We start from the raw sequence: 12,228 nt of genomic DNA on the forward strand, positions 1-12,228 counted from the left end.
CTCGAATGGTGGGGGGCGAACGGGGGGACGAACTCCGCCTGCTACAACTCGACCCGGTTCAGCCGGGTGGACAGCTCGTTGAACTCGCGGCAACCGGAGTCGGTGGCGGCGACCACCCCGCCGACGACGGCACCGCGGCGGCCCACCCTGGCGTCGGGCTGGAGGGAGAACGTCATCCCCGGCTTGATCTCGAAGTCCAGCAGCGCGTCGCCGTGGCCGTCGGCGTGGGGGAAGGACTCGGCGAAGTCCTCGACGTGGTCACGGATCCCCAACCCGGACCCGCCGCCGGACAGCAGGGGGTTGAGCGAGGCGAACTGCGGCGTCAGGTGCCACATGCCGGCCTCCCGGACCGGTGCCTCCATGGCGGCGCAGACCTCGGCGAAGGCCGCGCCCGGACGAACCGCCCGCACGCCGGCCTCGTAGGCGGCGCGGGCGACTTCCGCGCAGCGCAAGGTCTCGGCGGGCACCTCGCCGAGCGTGAAGCTCATGTTGACGTGGGTGTTCAGCTCGGCGTAGTTGGGGAAGATCTCCGCCCACACCATGTCCGCCTCGCCCAGGGTCCGGGCGGTCTCGGGTCGCGTCAGCCAGGTGGGTTCGCCCCACGCGTAGTTGTCGAAGCCCGTCTGGAAGAGCATCCAGGTCACCCGCATGCCCTTGCGGAGCATGGTCGAGACGCCTTCGGCGTACAGCTCGATCTCGCTGACGCCGGGCCGGGCGAGCGCCATCATCGCCTCGATGGCCGCCTCGCCGGCGGCTGCGGCGGTGGCGATGTGCTCCAGGTCTTCGGCGCTCTTCTGCGCCATGACCAGGCCGTAGTCACGGGTGACGTCGACCAGCGTGGCGTCGGGCAGGGCCGCGCTGACCGCGTCCCACACCGGCTTCGACACCCAGCCGCCGGGGTAGAAGGGCGAGCCCCAACCGGCGCCGATGACGCCGAGCTTCCCGCGCCCCAGGTTCTTCTCCCGGGCGATCTCGGGCAGCAGCTGCGGCCCCGACCCGACCCGGATGTCGTCGATCCAGGTCTCCTGGTTGCGCTCGCGGGTCAGCTGGTGCTGAGCGGCCACCTGGGCGGCGAAGGCGACCATCGCCGGATCACCCTGTCGGGGGATTACGAAATGCTGGTAGCGCCGGTCGCGGAACAGGTACTGGCCCGCGTCGTAGCGGTCGCTGCGGTCCGCGCCGAAGACGAGCAACCCGTCCAATCCGTGCGCATCCATGAACTCGTCGGCCCGCCGCCGGCGGTAGTCCCGCTCGCTTTCCTGTTCGGCGACCGGTGATACCCGCGAGGGCTGGGGCACGTCCGTGCCGGCTGTGCTGTGCAAGATTTCTCCCTTCACGCCCGGTGACCGGGCGTACGCGCTGATGGCGTCAGGTGGCTGTTCGGTTTCGAACAGCGAGGTCGTCCGGGGCGACAGGTTGCGAAGAATGGCTGGAGGCCATCCGCAACTCGGCTCTGTGATCCCACTTACTCCGGCGAACTCTAACCAGAGACACCTTGGCCCTGCAAGGGTTAGGGCTAAGAATCTTGTAGCTGAAGCATTCTGGGCCGATGGCCGGCCACGCCACGTTTCGGCACCTCAGAGGGGTGGGCGAGGTGCCCGGCGCGGCGGCCCGCGATGAGCCGGGACCGTCATCGCGGTGGACCGGCAGGGCAATGAACGGCTCGACCTCGGGGGCCACGGCGACGCCGGGCGAGGTCGGCCGGGTGACGGCCCGGGAACAGATAGTGGCCGGACGTGGACGCTGCGAACATCGGCGCGTCTTCTGCGTGCTCGCCCGACTGCATCAGGTCGAACGCAGCGCCGTGCGAAACCAGCGTGCCCGGAACAGCATCATTGTTGCCGATCGACGCGCTCTCGAAACCGCGTCGATCGGCACCGAGTTCGGGCAGGTGACGTTTCGGATCGACAAGCTCACAGCGTGATGTCGACCTGAAGAAGATCCAGGAGGTGCACAAGAAGCACATCGGCCTCGACACCGGAAGATTTCCGGCCTTACGGCGTCAGAGCGCGAACAATTCGTGACCCTGTTGCGCACTCGCCGGGCGTCGCCGTTCCGCGCGCGGGGCGAGCCCTCGGCCGGGGTCGCCAGACGGGTTCACGCCGACGACCGGAATGGCGCGGCAGCGCCTTCCCCGGCCTTCCCCGCCTCAGGACTCCGCGCCGTCCTCGCCGTGCGGCGAGGTCTCCACCGCCTGTTGCGAGACGTGCAGCCTGCCCAGCAGCCGAGCGAGGGTCTCGCGTTCGTCCGGGGCCAGCCCGTCGAGCATCTGGCTGAGGTTGCGGAAGTGGACGTCGGCGGCGCGGTCGACCAGCGCCAGGCCGGCCGGGGTCAGCTCCACGTAGACCATCCGGTTGTCGTCGGCGTCGCGCTCGCGACGGACGTAGCCTTCCTCCTCCAGCCGCCTGACCCGCAGGGTCAGCCCCCCGGTGGTCACCAGCGTCCGCCGGGCGAGTTCACCGGCGCTGAGCCGGTGGGCCGGCCCGCTGCGGCGCAGGGCGGCCAGCACGTCGAAGCCCGGCTCGTTGGTGCCGAGATCGGTGAACCACGAGTTGATCGCGGCGCGGTAGTGCAAGAAGCTGCGGTGCAGTCGGCCGAAGACCTCCATCGCGGAGACGTCCAAGTCGGGACGGACCTCCGCCCACTGGCCGATGATGTCGTCGACACCGTCCCGTGGCGTCGAGATGGAGGTGGAAGTCATTCAGATCCTTCGGGTTCGACGGGCGGACATCCCAGCAGAAGAAGTATTCGCGCAAAGCTTCTGAGTGGCAAGTCTCCTGGTTCGGTGCGGTCCACCCCCGGCCGAGGCGCACGGTCAAGCCCCGTCGCGCGTCGGAACGTGGACGGGCGGGGTGAAGGTGCGCGGCTGCGGCTCGATCGCCGTCACGTCGACCTCGATCAGCACGGGTCGGCGCACGGCCACCGCCTCGCGCAGCGCCGCCTCGAACCCGTCCACCCGCCGGATCAGCCGGTAGGGCATGCCCATCGCGCCCGCCAGCAGGCGGAAGTCCGGTGTGTGCAGGTCGACGGCGGTGACGTCGAAACCGTTGGCCCGCTGCATGTTGCGCAGCACGCCGTACCCGCCGTCGTTGAAGACCAGGACCACGCACCAGGCCCCGACTCCGGCCAGGGACGCCAACTCTCCCAGGTGCACCGACAGCCCGCCGTCGCCGGCGAGCACGACCGTGGGGGTGTCGGGCCGGCCCACCGCCGCGCCGATGCCCATCGCCAGCCCCTGCCCGATGCCGCCGCCGAGCGGGAAGATGTTCGAACCGCGCTCGTAGAACTCCAGCAGCCGGTTGCCCCACTGGCTCGACGGGATCGTCACGTCCCGCGCCACCACCGCCCGGCGGGGCAGGACGGCGCGCAGGCCCCGGCAGATCTCGGCGTAGCCGCCGATGGCGGCGAACAGGTCGGCCCGGACCCGCTCGCGCACCGCCGTGACGCGGGCGGTCCAGTCCGCGTCCGGCGAGCCGGCCGGCAGCCGTGCCAGCAGGTCGCGCAGGACCGGGGCGGCGTCGCCGACCAGGCCGACGTCGGCCGGGTAGACCCTCCCGACCGCGGCCGGGTCGAGGTCGAGTTGCACGTGCGGCTCGGGCAGCGCCAACCGGTAGGACCTGGTCTCGTTCGACCGGAAGTGCGTGCCGACGCCGAACAGGAGATCGGCGTCGGCGAGCAGCGGTGCGACCTCCGGCACGCCGGCGAAGTTCCCGATCACCAGCGGGTCGTCCTCGGGGATGACGGCCCGCCCGGAGTTGCTGGTCAGCACGGCCGCGCCCAGCCGGTGCGCGAGGCGGGCGAGTTCCCCGCCCGCGCCGGCCGCGCCCCCGCCGATCCAGAACACCGGCCGCTTCGCCCCGGCGAGCAGCGCGGCGGCGGCGTCGAGGGTCCCGCCGTCGGGGTGCGGCAGTGGCCGGACGACCGGCGCGGCCGGGCGCTGCCGGTCGGGCCGGGCGAGGTACTGCAGGTCCGAGGGCCATTCCACGCTGGCCGGGCCGCCGGGGTTGCCCCGCACCACCGCGAGGGCGTCCTCCAGCACAGCCTCGGCCTCGTCGGCGGCGTTCACCGTCGCGGCGAACGCCGAGATCGCCTCCAGCATCTTGCGCTGCCCGGGGAACTCGTGGATCACGCCCCGGGGAGCGGCGAGGTACTCGGAGTCGACCTGCCCGGTCAGGTGCAGGACCCGGCTGGAGGCGGTGAGCGCCTCGATCATCGAGCCCGCGGCGTTGCCCGCCCCGGTACCGGTGCTGGTGATGGCGACGCCGATGCCGCCGGTGGCGCGGGCGTAGCCGTCGGCGGCGTTCACCGCAGCCGCCTCGTGCCGCATCTCCACGAAGCGCAGGTCGCGCGCGACGGCCTCGACCAGCGGCAGGTTGTGCACGCTGAGCACGCCGAACGCGGTGTCGACGCCGTGCCGCTTCAGCACACCGACCAGCACGTCGCCGCCGGTCGGTTCACGGGGTGTGGTGGCGCTGATGGCTCTACCTTCTTTCGCGCGGTGGGGGGTGGTCGAGGTGCCGGTTCACCGGCCGGCCGCCGACGATCCGGCCGTTCAGACGTATCGGGCGACGCCGCCGCCGACGTCGACGACCGCACCGGTGCAGTAGCCCGACCGGGGCGAGAGCAGGGTGACGATCGGGAACGCGACCTCCTCGGCGCGGCCGAACCGGCCCAGGGCGATGCCCCGGTCGGCCGCGATCCCGGCACTCCACTCGTCGTAGCCCTGCCCGGTGCCCGCCGCCTGGTGACGCCGCCGCCACTGGCCGGTGTCGATCAACCCGAGGGCGACCGAGTTCACCCGGATCCCCTCGGGTCCGAGTTCCTGGGAGAGCGTGTGGGTGAGGTTCAGCAACGCCGCGCGGGCGGCCGAGGTGATCGCCAGCCGGGGTTCGGGCTGACGGGCGAGGATCGCGTTGACGACCACGACCGACGCCGCGTCGGAGTTCGCCAGGTGCTCGCGGGCCGCGCGGACGGTGTTCCAGGTGCCGAACACCTTGAGTTCCAGCTCCTCGCGGATCTGCTCGTCGGTGGTGTCGGTGATCGGGGCCATGAGCGAGCGGCCGGCGTTGGCGACCACGCCGTCCAGGCGACCGACCGCGGCGACGCCCTCGGCGACCATCGCCTCGACCGCGCGGCGGTCGGTCACGTCGCAGGCCACCGGGTGGACGCGGCCGGGGCCGGCCAGTCCGGCGGTCGCCTCCTCCAGCCGGTCCCGGTCCCGGGCACAGGCCACGACGTCCGCCCCCTCGGCGGCGAGCAGGCGCGTGGTGGCGAGGCCGACGCCCGAACTGGCGCCCGTCACGATCACGGCACGTCCGCTCAGTTGCAGGTCCACGGCATCCTCCTCGTCATCGCGAAACCACGAGCCCACCACCGACCGCCGGGACTCGCCCGGTGGTGGCGTCGGTGAGCCGGTTCATCCCCGCCCCCTCGGGTCCCGCACCGGGCGGTCCGCCCGGAAGTCGAGGACGGCGGCGGCGACCTCGACCGGTCGTTCGGTGAGCGCGGCGTGGCCCGCACCGGGGATCAGCACGAACCGGGCCCCCGGGATGCGCTCGGCGAGCAGGCGGGCCTCCGGCACACCGGTGACCTGGTCGTGCTCGCCGACCAGCACCAGGGTGGGAACGGTGAGCCCCGGCAGCAACGCGTCGGTATCGGTGGCCGCCATGAACTCCGCCGCCGCGCGGTAGCCGGGAAGGCGGACCCTGGCCATCTCCGCGCGCACCGCCTCCCGGACCGCCGGGTCGCAGCCGGGCGCGACCAGCTTTCCGGCCCGGGCGGCGGCGAACCGCTCCGCACCCTGCGCGGCGAACTCCCGCGGCCGCGAACGCATCGCCGCCGCCCGCTCCGCGGTGGTCGCCGAGCCCCGGCTGGAGTCGGCGAGCACGAGACCGCGCACCCGGTCGGGCCACCGGGCCGCGACCACGGTGCCGATCACGCCGCCCCACGAGGTGCCGAAGAGGTCGACCCGGTCCAGGCCCAGCTCGTCGAGCACCCGCACGACCAGGGCCGGGTGGTCCACCGGGCCGGGCGGGTCCGCCGACCCGCCGTAGCCGGGGGCGTCCCAGGCGAGGGCGCGCAGGCCGTGCGCGGCGAGCACGGCGGCGAGCGCCGCGCAGGAGCGGGCGTTGCCGCCGATGCCGTGCAGCAACAGGACCGGCGGCCCGTCGCCCACAGCGGTGAGGCGGATTTCTCCCGGGGTGTCCGCGCGGACCCTGATCCGTTCGGGCGCGACCGGTTCGGTCCGGGCCATGTCAGGCTTCCACCCCGAGCCCCGGCGGCACGTCGCCCGCCGCCTGCACGCCGAGGAAGTAGCCGTCCGGGGCGGTCACCCGGGCCCGGGCGCCGGGGTCCGGCACGCCCGCCATCGCCGACCGGACCGTCGTCGTCGGCGCTCCGGCGGTGCGCCACTGGTCCGACAGCTCCGGCGTCCGCTTCCAGATCCGGCACAGCCAGGCGTCCTCGTCGACCTGGACGACGTCGGAGGTGTACTCGCAGACCAGCTGGGCGGGGTCGGTGTAGTAGGAGAACGTGTTGTCCCCCGGGCCGTGCCGGCCCGGGCCCCACTTCGGCTCGATGCCGTGCACCTTCAGGTTGCCGATCCCGCGCATGAAGTGGTCGATCGAGGACATCTCGTAGGCGACGTGGTTGACCGACGTCCACGGCGCCTGGTTGAAGGCGATCACGTGGTGCTCCCGGTTGCACCGCAGGAACGCCATCTGGTGCTCCGACCAGTCCGAGATCCGCATGCCGAGGACCTGCGTGTAGAAGTCGGCGGCCAGGTCGATGTCGACGGTGTTGAGCACGACGTGGGCGAGCTTGCGCGGCAGGGCGGGACGGCCGTGCTCGTCCCGGCGCACCACGGCGTACCGGTCGGCGGCGAGTTCGACGACCCGGCCCTCCGGGTCGACCAGCGCCAGGCTGTAGCCGCCCTCGGGACCGTCGGTGTGCGCGGGCTCCCGCAGCAGCGGGACGCCCAGGCGCTCCAGCGCGCGGGCGGCGTCGTCGATCTCCCGGGGCGTGGCGACCGCGAAGGTGATCCCGCCCAGCGAGTTCTGTTCGGACTGTCGCAGTTGGAGGATGTGGTGCTCCTCGCCCGTGCCGCGCAGCCAGAACCGGTCGTGGTCGTCGTCGGTGAGGTCCAGGCCCCACACCTCGGCGTAGAAGTCCTTGGAGACGACCGGATCGGGCACGCCCAGGGCCACCGAGCGCAGACCGCGGAGTCGGACGACGGGGTTGTCGGCGTAGTGCATGGTTCCTCCCTGCTCAGAGGTCGGTCGAAGTCGAGGAGCCGCTCACGGGTGGGCGGAGCACGACGCCCCAGCGTGCCACCGTCCACTGTGCGGGGTCGTGCCGCGGGTCCGGGCCGGACGGGTGGTCGCGGGCGGGGACCCGTGCGGCCCCGCCCGCGAGGTTCCTCCCGGTGGCCGACCCGCGGTCGGTGGCCCTCGCGCCGCGAGTTCCGCTCAGCGGGTGACCCCGTGCATCTCCGACGACGGCGGGTAGGTGGGCAGCTGCGGCTTGGGCGCTCCGATGACCACGCAGAACAGCGCGTCGGTGTCGCCGACGTTCGTCAGCGACCGGGGGACCCCCGCCGGCACGCGGATCAGGTCGCGGTACCCCAGCGTGCGGGTGGCCTTCTTGGTGCCGTCCTCGACGTCGTGCACCGCCACCTCAAGGGTGCCCTCCAGGACGTAGAAGACCTCTTCGACGTCGTGATGGGTGTGTTCCGGGCCGACCGCGCCCACGGGCAACCGCATGTTGGAGAAGGTGAAGTGCTCGGCGGCCAGCGTGCGGCCGTCGGACGAGTGGTCACCGGTGGCACCGGAGCCGATGTAGCGGATCTGCGCCCGCTTGAACCGGTCGCCGCCCTTGGCCGCCTGGAAGCCCAGGGTGTCCCAGTCCTCGTACCGGCTGGAGCCGGTGGCGATGCAGGAGTCGATGAGCGCCTCCAGGTCGCTCGCCCGCGTGGTGGTGTTCTGCTCGGTCATGTCGTTTCCCTTTCCTGTCGCTCAGTGGATCTCGTCGAGGCCGGCCCACGGCAGCGGCCGGCCGGTCACGTCCAGGTAGATGCTCTTCTGGTGCATGTAGGAGCGGATTCCGGCGCGGCCCTTCTCCACGCCGATCCCGCTCGCCTTCACGCCGGCGAACGGGGTGGAGATGCTGAACTGCTTGTAGGTGTTGACCCACACCGTTCCGGCCCGCACGGCGCGCGCCACCCGCCAGGCCCGGCGGTAGTCCTGGGTCCAGATCCCGCAGGCCAGTCCGTACGCGGTGGCGTTGGCCTGTGCGATCAGGTCGTCTTCGTCGTCGAACGGGAGCAGCACGGCGACCGGCCCGAAGATCTCCTCCTGGCAGATCGGGTCGTCGTTGCGGACGTCGGTGAGGATGGTCGGCAGGTAGTAGGCACCGGCGCGCCGCGCCTCGTCGTCGGGGACGCGTCCACCGCAGAGCACCCGCGCCCCCGCCGCCACCGCCTCGTCGACCATCGCCGCCACCGAGTCGCGGTGCGCGTGGTTGATCATCGGCGCGACCTGGGTGCGCGGGTCGTCGCCCGGACCGACGGTGAGCCGCTCGGTGGCCGTGACGAGCCGTTCGACCAGCTGGTCGTGCACGTCGCGGTGGACGAAGATCCGCGAGCCCGCGATGCAGCTCTGCCCGGTCGAGGAGAAGATGCCGAACAGCACGCCCGCGACCGCCTGGTCCAGGTCGGCGTCCGGGAACACGATCGTCGGCGACTTGCCGCCGAGTTCGAGGGTGACCGGCATGATCTTCCGGGCGGCGACCTCCCCCAGGTGCCGGCCGGTCGTCGTGCCTCCGGTGAAGGTCACCTTCCCGATGCCGGGGTGGGCGACGAGACGCTCCCCCACCGTGCGCCCGGGACCCGGGAGGACGGACAGCAGCCCGTCCGGCAACCCGGCCTCCTGGGCGATCCTGGCCAGCAGCAGGGTGACCCAGGGCGCCCACACCGGCGGCTTGGCGACGACGGCGTTGCCGGCGGCGAGCGCCGGCGCGATCTTCTGCGCGTCGCTCGCGATCGGCGAGTTCCAGGGGGTGATCGCCCCGACCACCCCGATCGGCTCCCAGGTGGCGAAGGTGAGGTAGGCGCCCCGGGACGGGGTGATGTCGCCGGTCAGCGTCTCCAGGCAGGCCGCGGTGTAGCGGAACGTGCCGGCCGCGCTCAGGCACAGGGCCCGGGTCTCGGCCCGGGTCTTGCCGGTGTCGAGGGTCTGGAGCGCGGAGACCAGGTCGGCGTGCTGTTCGAGCGCGTCCCCGATCCGGTACAGGACGCGGGCCCGCAGGTGGGGCAGCAGGTCCGCCCAGCCGGTCTCCCGCACGGCCGCGTGCCCGGCCTCGACCGCCCGGTCGACGTCGTCGGCCGTGGCACCGTGCAGCGTGGCGAACACCGAGCCGGTGGCCGGATCGACCGACTCGATCAGGTCGCCGGCACCGCGTTCCCAGCGGCCCGCCACGAAGATCTCGTCGACCAGGAGCCCCGGCAGCTCCCAGCGGGCCGCTCCGTCGCCGGCGGTCGCGACGGTACGCGGGAGCACCTGGGGCTGGTGGGTGGTCATGTCTCTCCTTCGATCCGGTGCGGGCGACCTGGCAGGGGCGCTGTTCAGGCGATCAGCGGCGGGTTGGCGGTCATGGCGCGCAGCATCCGCAGCAGCGCGTAGGGCACGATCGCGCTGGTGCGCGGGTTGTCGGCGCTGGGCCGGTTCTCCACCTGGAACAGGTAGCGCCCGTGCCGTCCGCGCGCTTCGATGCGGTGGGTCGTCAACGTCGCGCCCGGATCCGCCCGCAGCTCCACCACGACCCCGTCCGGGTCGCCCACGGCGAGGGCGAGCGCGCCGGCGACGTTGAGCACCTGCGGGAAAAGCCGTGCGGCCTCGGCGGAAGTGCCCCGGAAGACCGGTATCCCGGTGGTGGCCGACTCCAGCCGGGCGCGGTCGGCGTCGTCCATCCAGGACTGCACCAGGGCCTCCGGCCGCTTGGTCGTGGTCAGCAGGACCTCGTCGAACCCCTCGGACGACACGGCCGCCAGCAGGTCCAGGCCGCCGATGGCACCGGGCGTGCACCGCAACCGGCCGGGGCCCAGCAGGTCCAGCCGTTCTCGCAGAACCGGGTCCAGCAGCGCGCCGGTCGAGGTGACGATCAGGTCGCGGCCGGCGGCGAGGACCGGTCCGGCGGCATCGCGCACCGCCGCCGCGCCGGCGCACTCCACCACGACGTCGCAGATCTCGATCGCCTCCGCGAGAGAGCCCTGCCGCACGGGCGGCTCCTCCACCCGTGACCGGTTCACCAGCGCGACGAGCGCCGCGCCCTCGACCGCCCCGGCCACCAGCTCCCGGGCCACGACCTTGCCGATCGCCCCGTAGCCCAGCAGCGCCACGCGCAGCCCGCCCGTCCCGGCGCGGCCGGCCGGCGGCGCGGTGTTCGCACCTCCGCGACCCGTCATCGCCCCAGCCCACCGGAGCCGCAGGCGGCGAGAGCCGGGAGGACGGTTGCGGGCACCGCCGCGAGCACCTCACGAGGCTTCATCCAATCCCTCCAGTATCAGAATCTGAGCGCTAAGCTTTAGTCTGCGACAGGTCCCGCCCACTGTCAACGGCCGGTGGTCGAGGCCGTCCCGCCGGCGAGACAGCCGCTCCCGTCCACGCGACGACCAGTGCCGCGACCTCGGCGGCGTGCGCAGCGAGGTGGTCCACCACCGGTTCACGAAGCGCGGAACGCCCGCCGTTCGAGCGGACTCCTGCGGCTACCCCACCCGGATCTTCGCGAGTCCGTGCCGGGCGATCTGGTTTTCGACCAGCGCCGACAACGCTGCGGCGTGCCCCGCCTTGGCGGTCAGGCCATCAAGCCATCGCGCTGTTCCGGGCCAGTCGAGGGGAAGCCTGTGCTTGTCCCAGGAACCGGCGAGATCGGCCGCCAAGCGCAGCCCGTCGGCCACCAGGTCCGCCCTGCCGACGGCCGCCGGGACGAGGATGCCGTCCTCCACCTCCGGAACAGCGGGAGGAAGCCCTTTCTCCTGCCGACGAACAGCGACCGAGTGATATTCTCCGACGATTTCGTCCAGCGTCGGAGCCGCATCGAGCGACAACCCGCTCTGCACGCCCAGCCTGGCTGCGGCCGCCGGGAATTCGCTCGCGTGGCGCGTGAACGGAATGCTCTCCGGTTGCCCGGAAACGCTCAGCAGCCGTTGCCCGAGCGTGAGCGAGACCACGGGGAACTCCCTGGTGAGCGCGTGCACGTGCGCCGTGGGGTAGTACTCCTCGCCCGACCTGGTCCGGTCGAGGCAAATCCCCTGAACCACCGGCCCGATCCGACGGAGGAGCCGCAGGGAGCGCCAGCGGTCGAACCCCGGGAAAGCCGTGGCCCAATCCGACGTGACACGCCCTCCCGTCACCGCGCCAGGTTTCGTCACGGATTCACCTCGACCGCGGGCCACGCCCCGGCCCGCGCGTCGCGTCGTGATCGGCCCGCCATCGCCCGACATCCCTGCCGGGGTTCACCAGGAGCTCGCATTCGCAGATGATTCCCCGACGGTGCGCATCCTGACCATTCGGCCGTACCAACCCGCCCGTGGTCGGATCGGTCGCCGGCACCACCTGCACGCCCGCAGGCCGAACGACGTGCCGCGAAACCGTGGCGACGTGCGGCGCGGGCAGTGGAATGCTGTGCCGGCAGTGGAAAGCCGTGCGCCCGCCGCACGGACTCGTGATCACCGGAAGGACCCGTATGACCAGTCGTTTGGAGTGGATCACCGTCGACGCCCGCGAACCGAGGCCGCTCGCCGAGTTCTGGTGCGGCGTACTCGGGTACGTCGTGTACGCCGAGCGCGGGAACGTGGTGGAGATCGGCCCCGACCCGGAGCAGGCCGACGAGGAGCGCCTCGCCGAACTGCGCGACCGGCCGACCGTGCCCAGCCTGACGTTCGTGCGCGTGCCGGCGGAGAAGGCGGGCAAGAACCGGCTGCACTTCGAGATCACCCCCATCGACACCGACCAGGACACCGAACTGGAGCGCCTGGTCGGACTGGGAGCGACCAAGACCGACGTGGGGCAGGGCGCGGGCCGCTCGTGGGTCGTGCTGGCCGACCCGGAGGGCAACGAGTTCTGCCTGGCCCGCAGCCTCGCCCCGGGCGTGTTCTCGATCTGATTTGGTCGAGGGCCCCGTCCCGCCACCCGGGGAAGATCGTCGACGAGGAGTCCGAAGTGGACGATTCGG

12 protein-coding genes are annotated in these 12,228 nt (G+C 72.5%); 2 read left to right on the forward strand and 10 right to left on the reverse strand.

Annotated features, from left to right (window positions below):
• Nucleotides 1-41 precede the first annotated feature (41 nt).
• Nucleotides 42-1,322, reverse strand: a complete 1,281-nt coding sequence (locus AC0HI0_RS17280) for a M24 family metallopeptidase (protein WP_480933397.1) — start codon at nucleotides 1,320-1,322, stop codon at nucleotides 42-44.
• A 227-nt stretch (nucleotides 1,323-1,549) separates the two neighbouring features.
• Between AC0HI0_RS17280 and AC0HI0_RS17285 the strand changes: the two genes are divergently transcribed.
• Nucleotides 1,550-1,924 (forward strand): hypothetical protein, encoded by a 375-nt coding sequence (locus AC0HI0_RS17285; RefSeq protein WP_480933398.1) that lies wholly within the window; start codon nucleotides 1,550-1,552, stop codon nucleotides 1,922-1,924.
• Nucleotides 1,925-2,149: 225 nt separating this feature from the next.
• Here the strand turns inward: AC0HI0_RS17285 and AC0HI0_RS17290 are convergent, their stop codons facing one another.
• From AC0HI0_RS17290 to AC0HI0_RS17330, 9 genes are all read right to left on the reverse strand, one after another.
• Nucleotides 2,150-2,701 carry a MarR family winged helix-turn-helix transcriptional regulator gene (locus tag AC0HI0_RS17290; RefSeq protein WP_480933399.1) on the reverse strand — a complete coding sequence of 184 codons (552 nt, stop codon included), beginning with the start codon at nucleotides 2,699-2,701 and terminating at the stop codon, nucleotides 2,150-2,152.
• 114 nt (nucleotides 2,702-2,815) lie between these two features.
• Nucleotides 2,816-4,477 carry a thiamine pyrophosphate-binding protein gene (locus tag AC0HI0_RS17295; RefSeq protein ID WP_480934316.1) on the reverse strand — a complete coding sequence of 554 codons (1,662 nt, stop codon included), beginning with the start codon at nucleotides 4,475-4,477 and terminating at the stop codon, nucleotides 2,816-2,818.
• Nucleotides 4,478-4,552: 75 nt separating this feature from the next.
• Nucleotides 4,553-5,335: an SDR family oxidoreductase gene (locus AC0HI0_RS17300; RefSeq protein ID WP_480933400.1), complete on the reverse strand. Its 783-nt coding sequence runs from the start codon at nucleotides 5,333-5,335 to the stop codon at nucleotides 4,553-4,555.
• A gap of 81 nt (nucleotides 5,336-5,416) precedes the next feature.
• On the reverse strand, nucleotides 5,417-6,253 hold the full coding sequence (locus tag AC0HI0_RS17305; RefSeq protein ID WP_480933401.1) for an alpha/beta fold hydrolase: 837 nt from the start codon (nucleotides 6,251-6,253) through the stop codon (nucleotides 5,417-5,419).
• A 1-nt stretch (nucleotide 6,254) separates the two neighbouring features.
• On the reverse strand, nucleotides 6,255-7,253 hold the full coding sequence (locus AC0HI0_RS17310; RefSeq protein WP_480933402.1) for a VOC family protein: 999 nt from the start codon (nucleotides 7,251-7,253) through the stop codon (nucleotides 6,255-6,257).
• A gap of 213 nt (nucleotides 7,254-7,466) precedes the next feature.
• Nucleotides 7,467-7,991 (reverse strand): cupin domain-containing protein, encoded by a 525-nt coding sequence (locus AC0HI0_RS17315; RefSeq protein ID WP_480933403.1) that lies wholly within the window; start codon nucleotides 7,989-7,991, stop codon nucleotides 7,467-7,469.
• Between the two features lie 21 nt (nucleotides 7,992-8,012).
• Nucleotides 8,013-9,575, reverse strand: coding sequence for an aldehyde dehydrogenase (locus tag AC0HI0_RS17320; RefSeq protein ID WP_480933404.1), 1,563 nt, complete (start codon nucleotides 9,573-9,575; stop codon nucleotides 8,013-8,015).
• A gap of 44 nt (nucleotides 9,576-9,619) precedes the next feature.
• Nucleotides 9,620-10,459 carry an aspartate dehydrogenase domain-containing protein gene (locus AC0HI0_RS17325; RefSeq protein WP_480933405.1) on the reverse strand — a complete coding sequence of 280 codons (840 nt, stop codon included), beginning with the start codon at nucleotides 10,457-10,459 and terminating at the stop codon, nucleotides 9,620-9,622.
• Nucleotides 10,460-10,759: 300 nt separating this feature from the next.
• Nucleotides 10,760-11,425 carry a hypothetical protein gene (locus tag AC0HI0_RS17330; RefSeq protein ID WP_480933406.1) on the reverse strand — a complete coding sequence of 222 codons (666 nt, stop codon included), beginning with the start codon at nucleotides 11,423-11,425 and terminating at the stop codon, nucleotides 10,760-10,762.
• Between the two features lie 314 nt (nucleotides 11,426-11,739).
• On the opposite strand from AC0HI0_RS17330, the gene AC0HI0_RS17335 reads away from it, so the two are divergent.
• Nucleotides 11,740-12,159: a VOC family protein gene (locus AC0HI0_RS17335; protein WP_480933407.1), complete on the forward strand. Its 420-nt coding sequence runs from the start codon at nucleotides 11,740-11,742 to the stop codon at nucleotides 12,157-12,159.
• The last annotated feature ends 69 nt before the right edge of the window (nucleotides 12,160-12,228 follow it).

Source organism: Saccharothrix sp. NBAS 001, assembly GCF_056640475.1.

Bases quoted from the DNA above. Each gene is read 5' to 3' on its own strand.
- AC0HI0_RS17285 (WP_480933398.1), top strand. From the start codon at position 1,550: ATGGCCGGCCACGCCACGTTTCGGCACCTCAGAGGGGTGGGCGAGGTG.
- AC0HI0_RS17290 (WP_480933399.1), bottom strand. From the start codon at position 2,701: ATGACTTCCACCTCCATCTCGACGCCACGGGACGGTGTCGACGACATC.
- AC0HI0_RS17305 (WP_480933401.1), bottom strand. From the start codon at position 6,253: ATGGCCCGGACCGAACCGGTCGCGCCCGAACGGATCAGGGTCCGCGCG.
- AC0HI0_RS17310 (WP_480933402.1), bottom strand. From the start codon at position 7,253: ATGCACTACGCCGACAACCCCGTCGTCCGACTCCGCGGTCTGCGCTCG.
- AC0HI0_RS17315 (WP_480933403.1), bottom strand. From the start codon at position 7,991: ATGACCGAGCAGAACACCACCACGCGGGCGAGCGACCTGGAGGCGCTC.
- AC0HI0_RS17320 (WP_480933404.1), bottom strand. From the start codon at position 9,575: ATGACCACCCACCAGCCCCAGGTGCTCCCGCGTACCGTCGCGACCGCC.
- AC0HI0_RS17325 (WP_480933405.1), bottom strand. From the start codon at position 10,459: ATGACGGGTCGCGGAGGTGCGAACACCGCGCCGCCGGCCGGCCGCGCC.
- AC0HI0_RS17335 (WP_480933407.1), top strand. From the start codon at position 11,740: ATGACCAGTCGTTTGGAGTGGATCACCGTCGACGCCCGCGAACCGAGG.